The sequence below is a fragment of the Streptomyces cyaneofuscatus genome (assembly GCF_042718795.1).
In the GTDB taxonomy this organism is placed as follows: Bacteria; Actinomycetota; Actinomycetes; order Streptomycetales; family Streptomycetaceae; genus Streptomyces; species Streptomyces cyaneofuscatus_A.
Window position 1 is genome coordinate 1 of sequence record NZ_JBHXOX010000012.1, and the last position, 20,543, is coordinate 20,543.

Below are 20,543 nucleotides of genomic sequence, written 5' to 3' on the forward strand. Positions count from 1 at the left end.
CGGAAGCTAAGCCTTTCAGCGCCGATGGTACTGCAGGGGGGACCCTGTGGGAGAGTAGGACGCCGCCGAACAATTTTTCCGGGAAAGCCCCGCACTGTATGGTGCGGGGCTTTTCTGCGTTCCAGGCCCGGACGCCGGCCCCTTGCCCCTTTCGACCGGCCGACCGCAGGGCCCTCAGGCTCGCAAACTCGTGCCGGCCGGGATTATGAACATCCTCGGATCCCGTGTATGGTTTACCTCGTTGCCACAGCGCAGCGAGGCCCCAATAGCTCAGTCGGTAGAGCGTCTCCATGGTAAGGAGAAGGTCTGCGGTTCGATTCCGCATTGGGGCTCAGAGAGAAAGCGAGAGGCCCCCGCCACTGGCGGGGGCCTCTCGCGTTTGTGGTCTCACATCAGGCGCGGGGTGGCTCCGGGACGCGCATGGCCAGGATGGCCATGTCGTCCGAGGCCGGTTCTGCGGCGAAGCGCTCCACGGCTCGCAGGATGCGTGCGGCGACCGCTCCGGCCGTCAGGCCCGTACAGGTCGACAGGACGTCCGCGAGGCCGTCGTCGCCGAGCATGCGGGTGCCCTCGCGGCGTTCGGTGACGCCGTCGGTGACGCAGAGAAGGACGTCGCCCGGGTTCAGGGTGACCTCCTGCTCGTACAGCTCCAGGTCCTCCAGGACGCCGAGCAGGGGCTGCGGTTCGGCCGCCGGCTCCACGGAGCCGTCCTGGCGCAGGCGGAGCGGCAGCGGGTGGCCGGCGCAGACCACCTTCAGGAGGGCGCTGCCGTCCTCCTGGGGCCACAGCTCGCCGTACAGGAGGGTCAGGAAGCGGCTGCGGGCGCCCTCGTCGAGGATCGCCGCGTTGAGGCGCTCCAGGACCGCCGGACCGGGGAAGCCCTCCTTGGCCAGCAGGCGCAGGGCGTGGCGGGCGAGGCCCGTGACGGCGGCCGCCTCGGGGCCCGTACCGCAGACGTCGCCGATGGCGAAGCCGTACGCACCGTCGTGGATCGGGAAGACGTCGTAGAAGTCTCCGCCTACCTCGTTGCCCTCGCCCGCGGCGCGGTAGATGACTTCGATCTCGACGTTCGGGACGTCGGGGAGGCCCGGGGGCAGCAGGCTGCGCTGGAGGGACTGGCTGATGGCCATGCGCTCCGAGTACAGGCGGGCGTTGTCCAAGGCCAGGGCAGCCCGGCGGGAGAGGTCTTCGGCCAGTTCCAGGATCTCCTGGCGGAAGTGGTCGTCCGAGGGCTTCCCGAGCGTCAGCATGCCGATCACGCGGTTGCGGGCGACCAGCGGCAGCACCACCGTCTCGCCGCCGACCGCCTGGGCCGTGGCGAGGATGGTGCGGGTGGCCGTCGACATGCTCAGCGGGGCGTCATGGGCCAGGCTGCGGGCGGAGGTGGACAGCGCCGCGCGGTGACCGGCCTCCGAAGGGGCCGCCCAGATGCGGGCGCCCGGCGTCGGGACCGGGTCGGGCGGGGCGATCTTGGAGAGCAGGGCCTTGAGGCCGTCGATGAGGTCCTCGTCCTCGTGGAGCACGTACGAGAGGTACGGGTCCGAGGACTGGTCCGCGATCGTGTAGACCGCGCACCAGGTGGCCAGGGTCGGGACCGTCATCTGGGCCATCAGCGCCAGCGTCTGGTCCCGGTCGAGCGTGCCGGCCAGCAGGTCGGAGGCCTCGACCAGGAAGGAGAGGGAGCCGCGGCGCAGCCGTTCCAGCTCGCCGAGGCGCGCGGACTCCACCGCCAGCGCGATGCGGTCGGCGGCGAACTGGAGGCGCAGGGCCTCCTCGTTCGAGTAGCGGCCCGAGGCCTCGGCCGCGACGCCCAGGGAGCCCGTCAGGCGGCCCTCGACCTTCAGCGGGACCGTGACGACCGAGCGCATCCCGGTGTCGGTGAGCAGCGGGACGGCGCCGGGGACGGCGGTGAGGTCCTCGTGGACGGCCGGCATCCGGGCGGAGCCGTACCGTCCTGTTCCGGCTTCGACGGGGACTCTCGCGAAGCGCTGGCGGGCCGAGGGCAGGCCCGTCGTGGCGCGGACCTCCAGCTCCGTCTCGTCGTCGGTGGCGAGCAGGAGGAAGGCCGCGTCGGCGTCGAGCATGTCGCGGGCGCGCTCCACCGTCCGCTGGAGCAGGCCGTCCAGGTCGTCGGGGGCGGGGGAGCCGATGAAGACCTCGAACGGGTCCGTGGAGCGGCTCTCGGACGAGGAGTCGGAGACCGGGGCGCGCACCGGGGACTGGAGGACCGCGCGTTCGTGGTCGCGGACGAGGAGACAGACCGTGGACGGTTCGCCGTCGGTGTCGCGGACCCGCAGGTGCGAGGCGTAGACGGGGGTGACGCGGCCGTCGGCGCAGCGGATTCCGTAGCTGCCCTCCCAGCGGGAGAGGCGCAGGGCGTCCGCGATGCCGGTGTTGGTGCCGGGCGTGTGCGGCCAGGCCACGAAGTCGGTGAGCTGCTTGCCGGACACCTCGTCCGCCCCGTGGCCGAAGAGGAAGGCCGCGTCGTCGTTCCATGCGGCGATCGAGCCGGAGTGGTCGATCTGGACGACGGCGACCCGTACACGCTGGTCCGCCACGGGCAGTAGCGCGGTAGGCAGGAGCGGTCCGGCGGACCGGATGCCGACCGGGCGCTCGGGGAGGTCCAGCTGAAACCAGACATGTTTGCGGGTGGGGGTGTATTCGACGCCCCAGCGGGAGGCCAGGGCGGCGCAGAGCAGCAGGCCCCGGCCGTTCTCGCGGTCCGGGGAGCCGAAGTCGAGTCCGCTGCTCTGGAGCGGGACCTCACGCTCCGGATAGTGGTCGGCGACCTCGACGCGTACGCCGTCCTCGGTACGGAGGCAGAGGACATCGGCCGCCGTCCCCGCGTGGACCACGGCGTTGGTGACGAGCTCGCTGGTGAGGACGACGGCGTCGTCGACGACATCGTTGTATCCCCACCCCTGGAGGGTGTCCCGGACAAAGGCGCGGGCGGTCGCGACCGAGCGCCCGACCGGTTCGAAGGTGGCGGCCGCGCGCGCGGTGATCACAGCACTCCCCATATTGGTGTCTCGTCGCTTCCCCGAGTCCTGTGCCCGTTTCTCGCCGCTTCGATTCGCTTGCCAGGCTAGACGTATCTCCAGGGTGCCGGGTACACGAGGGCCGAGATCGGGACAGGACGCCGCAGCAGTTGTGCGCGGGCGCACGAGTATGTCTTCCGGTAGGAGGGATGGGGTGCAAGCGGGGGAGGTTGCCCGCCGACCTGTTCCGGCCTGGTACGTTGCAACGATTTGACGTCCGCCCGGCCACCCGTTGACGGTGTGCCGTGGCGGTGGTCCACAGTGGAGCTGGGCAAGCTTCCGGATAGGCCCGAGCGAAACGGTCAACCCCTGCGGGAGGGACACGGTGGAGTCTGGCGTGGCGGCGCGGGGTTCAGAAACGCGTACAAAAGGCGGGCAGTCCGTGAAAAAGCAGCGCAATGGCACCGTCGAGGTCGACGCGGCAGCTCTGAACAGACTGCTGGCGGGACTCGCGGCGATGCGCGACGGCAATTTCCGCAGGCGGCTCACCGTCTCCGGCGACGGCGTGATGACGGAGATCGCGGCGGTCTTCAACGAGGTCGCCGACCGCAATCTCCACCTCACGGGTGAGCTGGCGCGGGTGCGGCGGGTGGTCGGGCGTGAGGGCAAGCTGACCGAGCGGCTGGAGACGGGCGCCTGCGAGGGCTCCTGGGCGGCCGCGATCGACGCCTCCAACGAGCTCGTCGACGATCTCGCGCGACCGGTCTCCGAGGTGGGCCGGGTGCTGTCGGCGGTCGCCGACGGTGACCTGGAGCAGCGGATGGAGCTGCGGTCGCACACGACGGACGAGACGGTACGGCCGCTGCGCGGCGAGTTCCTGAAGGTCGCGCGTACGGTCAACAACCTCGTCGACCAGCTCTCGGTCTTCACCGAGCAGGTGACCCGGGTCGCGGTCGAGGTGGGCACCGAGGGCAAGCTCGGGGGCCAGGCGCAGGTGCGCGGGATGTCCGGGTCCTGGAAGGACCTGACGGACTCCGTCAACACCATGGCGTACCGCCTCACCGCCCAGGTACGGGACATCGCGCTGGTGACGACGGCGGTCGCCAAGGGCGATCTGTCGCGGAAGGTCACCGTCCATGTGGCCGGCGAGATGCTCCAGCTGAAGAACACCGTCAACACGATGGTCGACCAGTTGTCCTCGTTCTCCTCCGAGGTGACGCGCGTCGCCCGTGAGGTGGGTACGGAAGGAGAGCTGGGCGGTCAGGCGACCGTGCCGGGCGTGGCCGGGGTCTGGAAGGACCTCACGGATTCCGTCAACACGATGGCGGGCAACCTCACCTCCCAGGTGCGCGGGATCGCCGAGGTGACGACGGCGGTCGCCAGCGGTGACCTGACGCAGAAGGTCACGGTGAGCGCGCGCGGCGAGGTCGCCCAGCTCGCCGAGACGATCAACCAGATGACCGAGACGCTGCGCACCTTCGCGGACGAAGTGACACGTGTGGCGAGCGAGGTCGGTGGCGAGGGGCTCCTCGGTGGCCAGGCGCAGGTGCCGGGCGCGGCGGGGACGTGGAAGGACCTCACCGATTCGGTGAACACGGTCTTCCGGAACCTGACCACGCAGGTGCGGGACATCGCTCAGGTGACGACGGCGGTGGCCAGTGGCGACATGTCGCAGAAGGTCACGGTCGACGTGGCCGGGGAGATGCTGGAGCTGAAGAACACCGTCAACACGATGGTGGACCAGCTCCAGTCGTTCGGTTCCGAGGTGACGCGCGTCGCGCGGGAGGTCGGCGTCGAGGGCCGGCTCGGCGGTCAGGCCGAGGTGCCGGGCGCCGCGGGGACCTGGAAGGACCTCACCGATTCGGTGAACACCGCCTTCCGTAACCTGACCGGCCAGGTCCGGGACATCGCCCAGGTGACCACGGCGGTCGCCAACGGTGACCTGTCGCAGAAGGTCACCGTGGACGTGGCCGGGGAGATGCTGGAGCTGAAGAACACCGTCAACACGATGGTGGCGCAGCTCTCCAGCTTCGCCGACCAGGTGACGCGGATGGCCCGGGACGTGGGTACCGAGGGCCGCCTCGGCGGTCAGGCACGGGTGGACGGCGTCTCGGGTACGTGGAAGGAGCTGACGGACTCCGTCAACTTCATGGCCGGGAACCTCACCTCCCAGGTGCGGCAGATCGCCCAGGTGACGACGGCGGTGGCCCGGGGTGACCTGTCGCAGAAGATCGACGTGGATGCCCGGGGCGAGATCCTGGAGCTCAAGAACACGATCAACACGATGGTGGACCAGCTCTCGGCCTTCGCCGACCAGGTGACCCGCGTCGCCCGTGAGGTGGGTACGGACGGCCGGCTGGGCGGCCAGGCGCAGGTGCCCGGTGTGGCCGGAGTGTGGCGCGATCTCACCGACTCGGTGAACGGCATGGCGGGCAACCTCACCGCCCAGGTCCGTAACATCGCGCAGGTCGCCACGGCGGTGGCGCGCGGTGACCTGTCGCAGAAGATCGACGTGGACGCGCGCGGCGAGATCCTGGAACTGAAGAACACCCTCAACACGATGGTGGACCAGCTCTCCAACTTCGCCGAGCAGGTGACGCGGGTCGCCCGCGAGGTGGGCACGGAGGGCATCCTCGGCGGTCAGGCCGAGGTGCAGGGCGTGTCCGGTACGTGGAAGGACCTCACCCAGTCCGTCAACGGCATGGCGAACAACCTGACCCTCCAGGTCCGTAACATCGCCGAGGTCACCACCGCGGTCGCCAAGGGCGACCTCTCCAAGAAGATCACCGTGGACGCCAAGGGCGAGATCCTCGAACTGGTCACTACCGTCAACACGATGGTCGACCAGCTCCTCAACTTCGCGGACGAGGTCACGCGTGTGGCCCGCGAGGTGGGTACCGAGGGCATCCTCGGCGGCCAGGCGCGGGTGCGCGGGGCGACCGGCATCTGGAAGGACCTCAGCGACAACGTCAACCTGATGGCCAACAACCTGACCAGCCAGGTACGGAACATCTCCCGGGTCTCCTCCGCGGTCGCCAACGGTGACCTGACGAAGAAGGTCACCGTGGAGGCGCGCGGCGAGGTCGCGGAGCTGGCCGACACCGTCAACACCATGGTGACGACGCTGTCCTCCTTCGCGGACGAGGTCACGCGCGTGGCCCGCGAGGTGGGTACGGAAGGTGAGCTGGGCGGTCAGGCCCGGGTGCCGGGAGTCTCGGGGACGTGGAAGGACCTCACCGAGTCCGTGAACTCGATGGCCTCCAACCTGACCGGCCAGGTGCGGCAGATCGCCACGGTCACCACGGCCATCGCCAAGGGCGACCTGACCAAGAAGATCGACATCGACGCCCGGGGCGAGATCCTGGAGCTGAAGAACACCATCAACACGATGGTCGACCAGCTCTCCTCGTTCGCCGACCAGGTGACCCGGGTCGCCCGCGAGGTGGGCACGGAAGGGCAACTGGGCGGTCAGGCGCGGGTCCGGGACGTGGACGGCACCTGGCGCGACCTCACCGAGTCGGTGAACGAGATGGCCGGGAACCTGACCCGTCAGGTGCGCGCCATCGCGGCCGTCGCCACGGCGGTGACCCGCGGCGATCTGAACCTGAAGATCGACGTGGACGCGGCCGGCGAGATCCAGGTCCTCCAGGACAACATCAACACGATGATCGCCAACCTGCGCGACACCACCCTCGCCAACAAGGAGCAGGACTGGCTGAAGGGCAACCTGGCCCGGATCTCCGGCCTGATGCAGGGCCGCCGCGATCTGGACGACGTGGCCTCGCTGATCATGAGCGAGCTGACGCCGGTGGTCTCGGCGCAGCACGGCGCGTTCTTCCTGGCCATGTCCCCGGGCGACTCGGACGAGGTGGGTCCGGACAACGCCGACGACAACGCGTACGAGCTGCGGATGCGGGGGAGTTACGGCTACTCCGCCGGGTCGATGCCGACCTCGTTCCGGCCCGGTGAGACGCTCATCGGGACGGCGGCCGAGGAGAAGCGGACCATCCAGGTCGACAACGTTCCGCCGGGCTACCTGAAGATCTCCTCCGGGCTCGGCGAGGCGCCGCCCGCGCATGTGATCGTGCTGCCGGTGCTCTTCGAGGGCAAGGTCCTCGGTGTGATCGAACTGGCCTCGTTCCAGCCGTTCACGCACATCCAGCGGGACTTCCTCAACCAGCTCGCCGAGATGATCGCGACGAGCGTCAACACGATCAGCGTCAACACCAAGACCGAGAAGCTCCTTGAGCAGTCCCAGGAGCTGACCGAGCAACTGCGCGACCGCTCGCAGGAGTTGGAGAACCGGCAGAAGGCCCTCCAGGCGTCCAACGCCGAACTGGAGGAGAAGGCCGAGCTGCTGGCGCAGCAGAACCGCGACATCGAGGTCAAGAACACCGAGATCGAGGAGGCCCGGCAGGTCCTGGAGGAGCGCGCCGAGCAGCTCGCGGTCTCGATGCGCTACAAGTCCGAGTTCCTGGCGAACATGTCGCACGAGCTGCGCACACCGCTCAACTCGCTGCTGATCCTCGCCAAGTTGCTGGCGGACAACGCCGAGGGCAACCTCTCGCCGAAGCAGGTCGAGTTCGCCGAGACGATCCACGGGGCCGGTTCCGACCTGCTCCAGCTGATCAACGACATCCTCGACCTGTCGAAGGTCGAGGCGGGCAAGATGGACGTCAGCCCGACCCGGATCGCCCTGGTTCAACTGGTCGACTACGTGGAGGCGACCTTCCGCCCGCTCACCGCGGAGAAGGGGCTCGACTTCTCCGTACGGGTCTCGCCGGAGCTTCCCGCGACGCTTCACACCGACGAGCAGCGCCTCCTCCAGGTGCTGCGCAACCTGCTCTCCAACGCGGTGAAGTTCACCGATACCGGTGCGGTGGAGCTGGTGATCCGGCCGGCCGGCGCCGATGTGCCGAACGCGATCCGGGAGCACCTGCTGGAGGCGGGCTCGCTGCGGGACGCGGACGCCGATCTGATCGCGTTCTCGGTCACCGACACCGGGATCGGGATCGCCTCCAGCAAGATGCTGGTGATCTTCGAGGCGTTCAAGCAGGCGGACGGGACGACGAGCCGCAAGTACGGCGGTACGGGCCTCGGCCTCTCCATCAGCCGGGAGATCGCGCGGCTGCTCGGCGGCGAGATCCACGCGGCGAGCGAGCCGGGCCGGGGCTCCACCTTCACGCTGTACCTGCCGCTGCACCGCGCCGAACTGCCGCCCCAGGGCTACCCGCAGGTGGGTTCCGGTTCGAGCGAGGGGCTGGGCGGCGGGTCCGAGAACGGGCAGGCTCCGCAGGGCGGTGACTCCGCCCCGTTCGGCGATCCGGCCAACTCCGCCGGGGTGTTCCGGCGGCGGCGCAAGGCCCTCGGGGACGCCGCCCGACGGCCCGCACTGCCCGCCGGGCGGCCGGTCGGCGAGAGCGCCCCGCAGGAGGAGTGGGTGCAGGGCAGCCCGGCCGGTACGGAGGAGGCTCCGGCGCCCCGGCGGACGTTCCGGTTCCGCGGGGAGAAGGTGCTCATCGTCGACGACGACATCCGTAACGTCTTCGCGCTCACCAGCGTGCTGGAGCAGCACGGTCTCGCCGTGCTGTACGCGGAGAACGGCCGCGAGGGGATCGAAGTCCTGGAGCAGCACGACGATGTGACGGTCGTGCTGATGGACATCATGATGCCCGAGATGGACGGGTACGCGACCACGACCGCGATCCGGCGGATGCCGCAGTTCGCCGGGCTACCGATCGTCGCGCTCACCGCGAAGGCGATGAAGGGCGACCGGGAGAAGGCGATCGACTGCGGGGCTTCCGACTATGTGACGAAGCCGGTCGATCCTGATCATCTGCTGGCGGTGATGGAGCAGTGGATGCACGGAGAGTGATGGAATGCTGAGCGAATCGGCGTGAGTTGTTGATCGGCTGTGCGCGAACGGGTGTGAACGCCCTGTATCCGGGGAACCTTCTGGTCTCCCACCGCGTTTGCGGTATGTGCACAGTGACATCGCGGTGACAGGGTGTGGTGACGGGCGGGGTGCGGCTACCATGACCGGCACAAGGACGGACGGCGTAAGGGAGTCGTCCTCTGGGGCGGCACCCGGTGCATTTCCGGGGCGAGGAGGACGGGCCATGGTGCAGAAGGCCAAGATCCTCCTGGTCGATGACCGGCCGGAGAATCTGCTGGCGCTGGAGGCCATCCTCTCTGCGCTCGATCAGACACTGGTGCGGGCATCGTCAGGGGAGGAGGCGCTCAAGGCGCTGCTGACGGACGACTTCGCGGTAATTCTGCTGGACGTCCAGATGCCGGGCATGGACGGTTTCGAGACCGCCGCCCACATCAAGCGGCGGGAGCGGACGCGGGACATCCCGATCATCTTCCTCACCGCGATCAACCACGGCCCGCACCACACCTTCCGGGGGTATGCGGCCGGCGCGGTGGACTACATCTCCAAGCCGTTCGACCCGTGGGTGCTGCGAGCGAAGGTCTCGGTCTTCGTCGAGCTGTACATGAAGAACTGCAAGCTCCGCGAGCAGGCAGCGCTCCTGCGGCTCCAGTTGGAGGGCGACGGCCACACGGGCGGCGAGCACGAGAAGGAGCCGGCCGGTCTGCTGGCCGAACTCTCCGCGCGGCTCGCGGCGGTCGAGGAGCAGGCGGAAGCCCTCTCCAAGCAGCTCGACGACGAGTCCGCCGACGCCGCGGCCGTCGCCACGGCGGCCCATCTCGAACGGAAGCTGACCGGCCTGCGCCGCGCGCTCGACGCGCTGGAGCCGGGCACGGGCGGCGGCGCCGGAATCCTGCCCGCTCAGCAGTAGGGCCTTCCGCCCGTCAGAACCAGGGCTTCCCGTCAGAACCAAGTCTTTTCCGTACGGATCCACGGATCAGGGGTGGATCGGGCCCGTGCGCGGAGGGCTCCTCGTCATGAGAGCGCGTCAGTTCCCGGTCATCCGGAGGCGACACGGTCGAGTGAACTGGTAGGCGAACGTGTTCACGGACGTCGACAACGGTAACCTCGGCACCATGGCCTCACGTACGTCCGGCAAGGGTTCCCAGGGCACGGCGGGCACCGCGAAGCGCGTCGGCCGTACACCGGGGCCGGCGAAGAAAGCCGCGCCCGCCAGGAAGACCGCCCCCAAGAAGTCGACCGCGCCCGCGAAGAGGGCACCCGCGAGGAAGGCGGCGGCCAAGAGGCCCGCGCCCAGACCCGCACCGTCCCCCACCAACGGCGTCTACCGGCTGGTGCGCGCCGTCTGGCTCGGCACGGCCCACGGCGTCGGCGCGGTGTTCCGCTCCATAGGGCGCGGTGCGAAGGGACTTGACCCCGCCCACCGCAAGGACGGCCTCGCACTCCTGCTCCTCGGCCTCGCGCTGATCGTCGCCGCGGGCACCTGGTCCAACCTCCAGGGGCCGGTCGGCGACCTGGTGGAGATGCTGGTGACCGGGGCGTTCGGCCGGCTCGATCTGCTCGCGCCGATACTGCTCGGTGCCATGGCCGTGCGGCTCATCCTGTATCCGGAGCGTCCCGACGCCAACGGCCGGATCGTCATCGGGCTCTCCGCCCTCGTCGTGGGCATCCTCGGCCAGGTCCACATCGCCTGCGGGTCGCCGGGCCGCGAGGACGGCACGGAGGCGATGCAGGACGCGGGCGGGCTGGTGGGCTGGGCCGCGTCGAAGCCGCTGATCTTCATGATGGGCGAGGTCCTCGCCGTACCGCTGCTCGTCCTGCTCACCGTCTTCGGCCTGCTCGTCGTCACCGCGACCCCGGTCAACGCCATCCCGCGCCGGCTGCGGCAGCTCGGCGTCCGCCTCGGCATCGTGGAACCGGCGTACGAGCCCGGCGAGGTGTACGAGGACGACGAGCGCTACGACGAGCAGTGGCGCGAGGCGCTGCCCGCCGGGACGCGGCGCGGCTCCGGACGCCGGCAGGCCCCGGACGCCGACGACGCCGTCTACGACCACGACCATGCCGAGGCCGACGCGCTCACCAAGCGCAGGCGGCCCCGCCGGCCCGCCGCTCAGCCCGCCATGAACCGGCCCCTGGACGCGGTGGACGTCGCCGCGGCCGCGGCCGCCGCGCTCGACGGCGCCGTGCTCAACGGCATTTCGCCCTCGCCGGTCGTCGCCGACCTGACCCAGGGCGTCTCGGGGGACCGGGACCGTACCGGCTCCACGCCCGTGCCCGGAGCGCGGGAGGCCGGACAGCACGGCGGCGCGGGCAAGGACCGGGCAGGAGCGGGCCAGGGCCGGGGGGATGCGGGCACGGCGGGGGCTTCCGCCTCCGGGCCCGTCGACCCCGGCGGCGTACCGGATCTGACCAAGCCCGCCCCCGAGCGGACCGGGGACCTGCCCGCCCGCGCCGAGCAGCTCCAGCTCTCCGGCGACATCACGTACTCGCTGCCCTCCCTCGACCTGCTGGAGCGCGGCGGCCCCGGCAAGACCCGCAGCGCCGCCAACGACGCCGTCGTCGCCTCGCTGACCAACGTGTTCACCGAGTTCAAGGTCGACGCCGTCGTCACCGGCTTCACCCGGGGGCCGACGGTCACCCGGTACGAGATCGAGCTCGGCCCCGCCGTGAAGGTCGAGAAGATCACGGCGCTCGCCAAGAACATCGCGTACGCCGTCGCCAGTCCGGACGTACGGATCATCTCGCCGATCCCCGGCAAGTCCGCCGTCGGCATCGAGATCCCCAACTCCGACCGGGAGATGGTCAACCTCGGCGACGTGCTGCGCCTCGCGGACGCGGCCGAGGACGACCACCCCATGCTGGTGGCGCTCGGCAAGAACGTCGAGGGCGGCTACGAGATGGCCAACCTGGCGAAAATGCCGCACGTCCTGGTCGCAGGCGCCACCGGATCGGGTAAGTCCTCCTGCATCAACTGCCTGATCACCTCGATCATGGTGCGCGCCACCCCGGAGGACGTCCGGATGGTCCTCGTCGACCCCAAGCGCGTCGAGCTCACCGCGTACGAGGGCATCCCGCACCTGATCACGCCGATCATCACCAACCCCAAGAAGGCCGCCGAGGCGCTCCAGTGGGTCGTGCGGGAGATGGACCTGCGCTACGACGACCTGGCCGCCTTCGGCTACCGGCACATCGACGACTTCAACCACGCCGTGCGCACCGGCAAGTGCAAGACGCCCGAGGGCAGCGAGCGGGAGCTGTCCCCGTACCCGTACCTCCTGGTGATCGTCGACGAGCTGGCCGACCTGATGATGGTCGCCCCGCGCGACGTCGAGGACTCCATCGTCCGCATCACCCAGCTGGCCCGCGCCGCCGGAATCCACCTGGTGCTCGCCACGCAGCGCCCCTCGGTCGACGTGGTGACCGGTCTGATCAAGGCGAACGTGCCCTCCCGGCTCGCCTTCGCCACCTCCTCCCTCGCCGACAGCCGGGTCATCCTCGACCAGCCCGGCGCGGAGAAGCTCATCGGCAAGGGCGACGGGCTCTTCCTCCCGATGGGCGCCAACAAGCCCACCCGTATGCAGGGCGCCTTCGTCACCGAGGACGAGGTCGCGGCCGTCGTCCAGCACTGCAAGGACCAGATGGCCCCGGTCTTCCGGGACGACGTCGTGGTGGGTACGAAGCAGAAGAAGGAGATCGACGAGGACATCGGCGACGACCTGGACCTGCTCTGCCAAGCCGCCGAGCTGGTCGTCTCCACCCAGTTCGGGTCCACCTCGATGCTCCAGCGCAAGCTGCGGGTCGGCTTCGCGAAGGCGGGGCGGCTGATGGACCTGATGGAGTCCCGGAACATCGTCGGCCCCAGCGAGGGATCCAAGGCGCGCGACGTCATGGTGAAACCGGACGAGCTCGACGGGGTGTTGGCCGTCATCCGGGGGGAATCCGCTCCGTAGGGGTAATCCACCCGTAAAGGTTTCGTGGGCAACCGTTTCGTGCGGTCGTACGTCAAGTTGGAGGGAGGGGAGGAACGATGCTCCTCCCTCCCGCCCAGCCCGTTGTCCCCCACCCTGTTCGGCCCACTCCAGGTTGCCCAGTCCTCGATCGGGGCACGGTCCCGTCCCCGCTCCGTCCGTGGAGCGGTCCCCGGGGCCGTCCGGCGAACCCGATGGCGTACAAAGCCGTCCCTCCCGGTTGCCCCTCCCTTTCGTACCCCCCCTAGACTGAACATCCAGCAGGTGGCTCACGCTCGAAAGGCGCCCCCGTGTCCATCGGCAACTCCCCCGAAGACGACCGGCCTTCGATCGGTCGTGCCCTTCAGCAGGCTCGTATCGCCGCAGGTCTGACGGTCGAGGAAGTCAGCAGCTCCACCCGGGTGCGCATCCCCATCGTGCACGCGATCGAGGAGGACGACTTCTCGCGCTGTGGCGGCGACGTCTACGCACGCGGCCACATCCGCAACATCGCCCGTGCCGTCGGCATCGACCCGGAACCCCTGGTCGAGCGTTTCGACGCCGACCACGGCGGCCGTCCCGCACCGACCCCCGCGGCTCCGCTGTTCGAAGCGGAGCGCATCCGTTCCGAACCGCGGCGGCCCAACTGGACCGCGGCCATGGTCGCGGCCATCGTCGCCGTCATCGGCTTCGTCGGCTTCACCTTCTTCAACGGCGGCGACGACAAGCCCTCGAACACCGCCCAGGTCGCGGAGGGCTCCAAGCCCGACAAGACCGCGGCCAAACCCACCACCACCAAGCCGGCTGCCCCCAAGCCCGTGCCGTCCGAGAGTGCCATCGCCGCCGCCCCCCGGGACAAGGTGACGGTCAAGCTCGACGCGAGCCAGGGCAAGAGCTGGATCTCCGTCAAGGACCACAACGGCCGGCTGCTCTTCGACGGGCTGCTGCTCGAAGGTGAGTCCAAGACCTTCCAGGACAAGGAGCGCATCGACCTCGTCCTCGGCAACGCCGGGGCGATCGAGCTCTTCGTGAACGGGAAGCAGCTCCAGGACCGTTTCGAGCCGGGTCAGGTCGAGCGGCTCACGTACACCAAGGGTGACCCCGAGGCCGGCTGACCCCGCGCCTCCCATCCCTTCGACGGGCGTCCGGCCTCGTGCCGGGCGCCCGTCGGCGTTCCCGGCGGGCTTTCCGCCTGTTACTCCCCGTAGCAGAAGAGAGCGCAGGCAACCCTGCTCGGCGGGAGGGCCACCGGGACGAAGTAGTCTTGAGTCCATGCCCGAACGCCGTACCGTCGCCCTTGTCACTCTTGGCTGCGCCCGTAACGAGGTGGACTCGGAGGAGCTTGCAGGCCGCTTGGCAGCGGACGGCTGGGACCTCGTCGAGGACGCCTCGGACGCGGATGTCGCAGTCGTCAACACCTGTGGGTTCGTCGAAGCCGCCAAGAAGGACTCCGTCGACGCCCTGCTCGAAGCCAACGATCTCAAGGACCACGGCCGCACCCAGGCCGTCGTCGCCGTCGGCTGCATGGCCGAGCGTTACGGCAAGGACCTCGCAGAGGCCCTGCCGGAGGCGGACGGCGTCCTCGGATTCGACGACTACGCCGACATCTCTGACCGGCTCCAGACCATCCTCAACGGCGGCATCCACGCCTCGCACACCCCGCGCGACCGCCGCAAGCTGCTCCCCATCAGCCCCGCCGAGCGGCAGTCCGCGGCGGTGTCCCTGCCAGGGCACGCCCAGGAGGCCGAACCCGCCCCCGCGCCCGCGGACCTCCCGGAAGGTGTCGCTCCGGTCTCCGGGCCGCGCGCACCGCTGCGCCGCCGGCTCGGCACCAGCCCCGTAGCCTCGGTGAAGCTCGCCTCCGGCTGCGACCGCCGCTGCTCCTTCTGCGCCATCCCCTCCTTCCGCGGCTCCTTCATCTCCCGCCGTCCCTCGGACGTGCTCCAGGAGACCCGCTGGCTGGCCGAGCAGGGCGTCAAGGAGGTCATGCTCGTCTCCGAGAACAACACCTCGTACGGCAAGGACCTCGGCGACATCCGCCTCCTGGAGACCCTGCTGCCCGAGCTGGCCGACGTGGACGGCATCGAGCGCATCCGCGTCAGCTACCTCCAGCCCGCCGAGATGCGCCCCGGTCTCATCGACGTCCTCACCTCGACGCCGAAGGTCGCCCCGTACTTCGACCTCTCCTTCCAGCACTCCTCCCCGAGCGTGCTGCGCACGATGCGCCGCTTCGGCGACACCGACCGCTTCCTGGAGCTCCTGGACACCATCCGGTCCAAGGCCCCCGAGGCCGGCGCCCGGTCCAACTTCATCGTCGGGTTCCCCGGTGAGACCGAGGCCGACCTCGCCGAGCTGGAACGCTTCCTCACCGGCGCCCGTCTCGACGCCATCGGCGTCTTCGGCTACTCCGACGAGGAGGGCACCGAGGCGGTCGGCTACGCGAACAAGCTGGACGCCGACACCATCGCGGAGCGGCTCGCCCACATCTCCCAGCTTGCCGAGGAGCTGACCTCGCAGCGGGCCGAGGAGCGCGTCGGCGAGACCCTCCAGGTGCTCGTGGAGTCCGTCGAGTCGGACGAGGACGGCGAGGTCGCGGTCGGCCGCGCCGCTCACCAGGCTCCGGAAACGGACGGCCAGGTGGTCTTCACCACACGCGAGGGACTCGTGCCGGGCCTTATGGTCGAGGCAAAGGCAGTGGGCACCGAGGGCGTCGACCTGGTGGCCGAACACCACGAGCTTGCGGAGGCGGCCAGATGACGGGAGCCCCGGCATCCGCGGCAGGCGGTCCCGGCGCGAAGCCGGTCCGCGGCGGCAAGCTGGGCACCGCGGCCGTCAACCAGGCCAGCCTCTGGAACATCGCCAACATCCTGACCATGGTGCGGCTGCTGCTCGTCCCCGGCTTCGTGCTGCTGCTGTTCCACAACGGCGGGTACGACCCGGTCTGGCGCTCCTTCGCCTGGGCGGCCTTCGCCGTCGCCATGATCACCGACCTGTTCGACGGTCATCTGGCGCGGGCGTACAACCTGGTCACCGACTTCGGGAAGATCGCCGACCCGATCGCGGACAAAGCGATCATGGGTGCCGCGCTGATCTCGCTGTCGATCCTGGGCGATCTGCCGTGGTGGATCACCGGGGTGATCCTCGCCCGTGAGCTGGGCATCACGCTGATGCGGTTCTGGGTGATCCGGCACGCGGTGATCCCGGCCAGCAGAGGCGGCAAGCTCAAGACCCTGGCGCAGGGGACGGCGGCCGGGATGTACGTCCTGGTGCTCACCGGACCCCTGGCCACCCTGCGCTTCTGGATGATGATGGTGGCCGTCGTCCTGACGGTCGTCACCGGTCTCGACTACGTACGCCAGGCCGTCGTCCTGCGCCGCAGGAGCATCGCCGCCGAGCGGGCCGCCGTGGGCCGGACCGCTGAGGCGCTGAACGAGGCGGCCGGGTCTCCTGGCGCCGGCGCCGGTGCCAGTGCTGGTACCGGTGCCCGTGTTGTGGACGCCGGTGCTTCCGGTGTGACGGATGCCGGTGCTCCTGGTGCGGCCGTGCGGGTGTCCGGTGGTTCGACGGCTGTGGAGCCCGCCGTGCGTGCGCGGGACGGCGCGGAGGCCGAGCGGTGACAGCCGCTGCCGCCGCTGCCGCCGCTGCCGCCCCCGCCGCCGCTGCCCGGGCGCTGGAGCTGCTCGTGGAGCGCGGTGAGACGCTCGCCGTCGCCGAATCGCTGACAGGCGGCCTGGTGGCGGCCGAACTCACCTCCGTACCCGGTGCCTCCCGGTCCTTCCGGGGATCGGTCACGGTGTACGCCACGGCCCTCAAGGGCGAGATCCTCGGCGTGGACGGGACCCTCCTGGCGGAGCGCGGGGCGGTCGATCCCGAGGTCGCGCGGCAGATGGCGGCCGGGGTGCGCCGTGCCCTGGGCGCGGACTGGGGCGTCTCCACGACCGGAGTCGCGGGCCCGGAACCGCAGGACGGGCAGCCCGTCGGGACGGTCTACGTGGCCGTCGCGGGACCTTCCGGCGTCGAGAAAGTGTCCGCTCTGCGATTGAATGGTTCCAGGGCGGACATCCGTAGAGAGAGTGTGCGAAGCGCCCTCGATCTGCTGGCCGGCGAACTCGGAGAGAATGCGCGGGCACAGGATACGGAACAGATCGGGGGGAATGGATGTTTGCAGCCCTGAGTGAACACGACATCGCTCCCCGCACGGCCGCAGCGCAAGGCGGTACGGTAGGGCGTGAAGGATGCGGCTACGCGGTCCGAGGAGGGAGCCACCGATGATTCTGCTCCGTCGCCTGCTGGGTGACGTGCTGCGTCGGCAGCGCCAGCGCCAAGGCCGTACTCTGCGCGAAGTCTCCTCGTCCGCCCGGGTCTCGCTCGGTTATCTGTCCGAGGTGGAGCGGGGGCAGAAGGAGGCATCCTCCGAGCTGCTCTCCGCGATTTGCGACGCGCTTGACGTACGGATGTCCGAGCTCATGCGAGAAGTGAGCGACGAGCTCTCGCTCGCCGAGTTGGCCGAGTCGGCAGCTGCCAGTGATCCGGTCCCAGTACCGGTTCGTCCCATGCTCAATTCCGTCTCCGTCTCGTCGGTCGCAGGAGTGCCGTCAGGACGGGTGACCATCAAGGCGCCCGCGGAAGCGGTGGACGTCGTCGCCGCCTGATCCGCGCGGCACAGTGCTCGACCGGAGTCCCGGTCGGCCCCACAGGGGTCGGCCGGGACTTTCGCGTATGCGGCGTTCGTCTGTCTCTTTGCGGCGCAGCCTTCGTGTGCCGCTTTCGTGTGTCGCTTTTGTGTGCCGCTTTGGTGTGTGAGGCGCGAGGAAGCGGGCAGACGGAGGTTGAGGCCAACATGACTGTTTTGTTTCTTTTGTGCCATCGTGAGTGGTGCGCCGAAACGGTCAGCGAAACGCCTGACGACGGTCAGCAGTACGCCTGACGGATGGGAGTTGTGCATGTCTGTGGTGAAGAGCCCGCTGTCCGAGAGTGATCTCAAGCTCGTCGGAGAAGCGCTGCAAGGCGCGCTGGTCGACCTGGTCGACCTCTCCCTCGTGGCGAAGCAGATCCACTGGAACGTGGTCGGCCCGCGTTTCCGGTCCGTACACCTCCAGCTCGACGACGTGGTGGCCACGGCCCGGCAGCACTCCGACACGGTCGCCGAGCGAGCCTCCGCGATCGGCGTCAACCCGGACGGCCGCTCCGCGACCGTCGCCAAGGAGACCGCCATCCGGCCCGTCTCCGAGGGCTGGATCAAGGACACCGACGCCGTGAAGGCGCTCGTCGACGCCCTGGGTGTGGTGATCGGCCGGATGCGGGAGCGCATCGAGGTGACCGACGCGCCGGATCCCGTCACCCAGGACATCCTGATCGCACTGACCGCAGAACTCGAGAAGCACGCCTGGATGTTCCAGGCCGAAAGTGCCTGAGCGGAAGGAATCGACATCGTGACCGGTGACAACGCCATGGACAAGCTCAAGGGCAAGGGCAAGGAGGCCGTCGGCAAGCTGACCGGCGACCGCCGCAAGGAGTCCGAAGGCAAGGCCGACCAGGCCAAGGCCTCGGCCAAGGACAAGGTCGACGAGGCCGGCGACCGCGCGAAGGGCGTCACGGACTCGCTCCGCGACGACAAGTAGCGGCCGTCGGCGCCTCGCGCCCCCTGCCCCCAGTGCCCCCGCCGGTCATCGGCGGGGGCACTCGGGGTTTGCGGGCAGGGCGCCCCTTCGGTCGTCCGTTCTGGATGCAGCGGGGTCGCTGCCAAGGGAAACTGCCCGAAAGGACGTCGGCCGCAGGAGGGCAGCGATGATACGGCGGTGGATACCGGCGCTGATCCTCGGGGGGTTGTGGTGGTGGGCGGTGCTGCGGCTGGTGCTGCAGCCGGAGCAGGCCGGTGCGGTGGAGGGGGCGGTGGCGGCGGGGGGCTGGGGGCTGAGCCTGCTGCCGGTCCACGTGGCGTCGGGGGTGTCGGGGCTTTCGGGGGCGTTCTCGGAGCGACCGTCGGGGGGTGGGCCGGCTCCGGGGCGGCTTGTGGCCGGGCTCACCAGGGCATGGCGACGCCGCCGTTCGGGCGGAGGATCTGGCCGGTCATGAAGGCCGACGCGTCGGATGCCAGGTGCAGCACGGTGTGGGCGACGTCCTCAGGTTCGCCGACCCGGCCCAGGGGCGAGATCCGGGCCATCGTGGCTTCTGTCCGTTGCTGCTGTCCGGCTCCGTGCCGGTCGGTCATCGGTGTACGGATCCAGCCCGGGGCCACCGCGTTCACCCGTATGGCGTACGGGCCCAGCTCGGTGGCGAGCGTCTTGGTGAGCTGGACGACGGCCGCCTTCGCCACGCTGTAGCAGAGCAGGCCCGCGCTCGCGGAGTCCACGGCGCCGGACGCCATCGTGATCAGCGAACCGGGCGCGGAGCGGGCGATCATGGTGCGGGCCACCTCCTGGCAGGCGTACAGCACCCCCCTGAAATTGACCGCCAGTACCCGGTCCAGGTCCGCGTCCTCTGTCTCCAGGACGCTGCTGGTGTGCATGATCCCGGCCACGGCGACCAGGGTGTCGATCTCTCCCGCCGACCGGACGGCCGCGCGGACCCCGTCCCGGTCGGTGACGTCGAGCGGGTGGGTGCGGGCCGCGCCGCCCGCGCTCGTGATCACCTCGTACGTCCTCCGCAGGCCGGTCTCGTCGCGGTCGGCGCAGTGGACCGTGGCTCCGGCCTCGGCCAGCAGCACGGCGCTCGCCCGGCCGATACCGCCGGCGGCGCCGGTGACGAATGCGGAGCGGCCCGTGAGGTCGTACGCGGCGTACGCGGAGAGGGGCATGACGGGACCGTACGACTGAATCTGACGGGGCGTCAACTAGTGTGCGGGCCTGGTGCTGTGCAGGGCGTCGGGCCCGATTGGCAGGCCGGGCACCAGTACGTGGGCCGGTCCTCCTGGTCGATCTTCCGGATCGGGGTGCCGCAGCGCAGGCAGGGGCGGCCTCCCCGGCCGTAGACGTAGAGGGGGTCCTGCACCCGGAGGGGCGGGAGCGGCCTTCCGGTGGGTGTGGGGGGCGGGGTGCTCGGGCGGGGGCGGCGTTCGGCTCGGATGGTGGTCGTGCGGGTGGGGCGGTCGCGGTTGGCGTCGAGGACGCGGTGGGCGAGGGCGACCAGCCGGGGGAGGGTTCCGTCGGGGAGGGCGCCCACGGGGAGCCAGGGCGTGACGCGGGCCAGGAAGCACAGCTCGCACTTGTAGACATTGCCGATGCCCGCGAGGTTGCGCTGGTCCAGGAGGGCTTCGCCGAGGGGGCGGTCCGGGGCGGCGAGGAGGTTTTCGACGGCACGGTCGAGGTTCCAGTCCGGGCCCAGCAGGTCCGGCCCGAGATGGCCGACGGCTTTGCCCTCCTCGCTGGTGCGGAGCAGTTCGAGGACGGGGAGGCGGTAGCCGACGGCGGTGTGGTCGGTGTTGGCCAGGACCGCGCGGATCTGGTGGCCGGGGCCGCCGCGCCAGCGCTCGCCCGGTGCGTAGATCCGCCAGGCCCCGTCCATCCGGAGGTGGCTGTGCAGGGTCAGCCCGCCTTCGACCCGGGTCAGCAGGTGCTTGCCGCGCGCGGTGACGTCGAGGACGGTGCGGCCGCTGAGGTCGGCGGTGGCGAACCGGGGGACGCGCAGGTCGGCGTGGGTCAGGACCCGCCCCGCCAGGGCTGCGTGCAGCCGGGCGGCGGTCTGCAGGACGGTGTCTCCTTCGGGCATACCTCCATGATGGGCCCG

Annotated in this window: 14 protein-coding genes, 1 tRNA gene and 1 rRNA gene; 13 read left to right on the forward strand and 3 right to left on the reverse strand. The window is 70.1% G+C overall.

The features are described 5' to 3' along the window. Positions 1–71 (forward strand): 5S ribosomal RNA (rrf, locus tag ACFWRT_RS37640); the annotation flags it as partial. A 188-nt stretch (positions 72–259) separates the two neighbouring features. Then, positions 260–332 (forward strand) — tRNA-Thr (locus ACFWRT_RS15600). Positions 333–392: 60 nt separating this feature from the next. Here ACFWRT_RS15600 and ACFWRT_RS15605 read toward each other — a convergent pair. Next, on the reverse strand, positions 393–3,020 hold the full coding sequence (locus tag ACFWRT_RS15605; protein ID WP_380949917.1) for a SpoIIE family protein phosphatase: 2,628 nt from the start codon (positions 3,018–3,020) through the stop codon (positions 393–395). A 400-nt stretch (positions 3,021–3,420) separates the two neighbouring features. On the opposite strand from ACFWRT_RS15605, the gene ACFWRT_RS15610 reads away from it, so the two are divergent. The 11 genes from ACFWRT_RS15610 to ACFWRT_RS15660 all read left to right on the forward strand — a co-directional run bounded on the left by ACFWRT_RS15610 (position 3,421) and on the right by ACFWRT_RS15660 (position 18,893). Continuing rightward, on the forward strand, positions 3,421–8,853 hold the full coding sequence (locus ACFWRT_RS15610) for a HAMP domain-containing protein (RefSeq protein ID WP_380949916.1): 5,433 nt from the start codon (positions 3,421–3,423) through the stop codon (positions 8,851–8,853). Between the two features lie 244 nt (positions 8,854–9,097). Then, positions 9,098–9,781 (forward strand): response regulator, encoded by a 684-nt coding sequence (locus ACFWRT_RS15615; RefSeq protein ID WP_380949915.1) that lies wholly within the window; start codon positions 9,098–9,100, stop codon positions 9,779–9,781. 205 nt (positions 9,782–9,986) lie between these two features. After that, on the forward strand, positions 9,987–12,821 hold the full coding sequence (locus tag ACFWRT_RS15620) for a DNA translocase FtsK (RefSeq protein ID WP_380949914.1): 2,835 nt from the start codon (positions 9,987–9,989) through the stop codon (positions 12,819–12,821). Between the two features lie 308 nt (positions 12,822–13,129). After that, entirely contained in the window at positions 13,130–13,933 is an 804-nt protein-coding gene (locus tag ACFWRT_RS15625; RefSeq protein WP_380949913.1) for a helix-turn-helix domain-containing protein, read from the forward strand. Between the two features lie 157 nt (positions 13,934–14,090). Continuing rightward, positions 14,091–15,575 carry a 30S ribosomal protein S12 methylthiotransferase RimO gene (gene rimO, locus ACFWRT_RS15630; protein WP_380949912.1) on the forward strand — a complete coding sequence of 495 codons (1,485 nt, stop codon included), beginning with the start codon at positions 14,091–14,093 and terminating at the stop codon, positions 15,573–15,575. Then, the gene (gene pgsA, locus ACFWRT_RS15635; protein ID WP_380949911.1) at positions 15,572–16,435 is read left to right on the forward strand and encodes a CDP-diacylglycerol--glycerol-3-phosphate 3-phosphatidyltransferase; all 864 of its coding nucleotides are present in this window, start codon (positions 15,572–15,574) and stop codon (positions 16,433–16,435) included. The genes rimO and pgsA overlap by 4 nt, the downstream gene beginning before the upstream one ends. Further along, the gene (locus tag ACFWRT_RS15640) at positions 16,432–16,992 is read left to right on the forward strand and encodes a CinA family protein (RefSeq protein ID WP_380949910.1); all 561 of its coding nucleotides are present in this window, start codon (positions 16,432–16,434) and stop codon (positions 16,990–16,992) included. The genes pgsA and ACFWRT_RS15640 overlap by 4 nt, the downstream gene beginning before the upstream one ends. A 94-nt stretch (positions 16,993–17,086) precedes the next feature. Continuing rightward, entirely contained in the window at positions 17,087–17,470 is a 384-nt protein-coding gene (locus ACFWRT_RS15645) for a helix-turn-helix domain-containing protein (RefSeq protein WP_003965837.1), read from the forward strand. Positions 17,471–17,761: 291 nt separating this feature from the next. Beyond that, on the forward strand, positions 17,762–18,232 hold the full coding sequence (locus ACFWRT_RS15650; RefSeq protein ID WP_380949909.1) for a Dps family protein: 471 nt from the start codon (positions 17,762–17,764) through the stop codon (positions 18,230–18,232). Between the two features lie 36 nt (positions 18,233–18,268). Further along, the gene (locus ACFWRT_RS15655; protein ID WP_076968953.1) at positions 18,269–18,439 is read left to right on the forward strand and encodes a CsbD family protein; all 171 of its coding nucleotides are present in this window, start codon (positions 18,269–18,271) and stop codon (positions 18,437–18,439) included. 166 nt (positions 18,440–18,605) lie between these two features. Beyond that, the gene (locus tag ACFWRT_RS15660) at positions 18,606–18,893 is read left to right on the forward strand and encodes a hypothetical protein (protein WP_380949908.1); all 288 of its coding nucleotides are present in this window, start codon (positions 18,606–18,608) and stop codon (positions 18,891–18,893) included. On the opposite strand, the gene ACFWRT_RS15665 is transcribed toward ACFWRT_RS15660, so the two are convergent. Both ACFWRT_RS15665 and ACFWRT_RS15670 read right to left on the reverse strand, forming a co-directional pair. Next, complete coding sequence (locus tag ACFWRT_RS15665) at positions 18,841–19,614, reverse strand: SDR family NAD(P)-dependent oxidoreductase (protein WP_380949907.1); 774 nt, start codon at positions 19,612–19,614, stop codon at positions 18,841–18,843. The two genes, ACFWRT_RS15660 and ACFWRT_RS15665, sit on opposite strands and share 53 nt — an antisense overlap. Positions 19,615–19,646: 32 nt before the next feature. Then, positions 19,647–20,525: an Fpg/Nei family DNA glycosylase gene (locus ACFWRT_RS15670; protein ID WP_380949906.1), complete on the reverse strand. Its 879-nt coding sequence runs from the start codon at positions 20,523–20,525 to the stop codon at positions 19,647–19,649. Positions 20,526–20,543 lie beyond the last annotated feature (18 nt).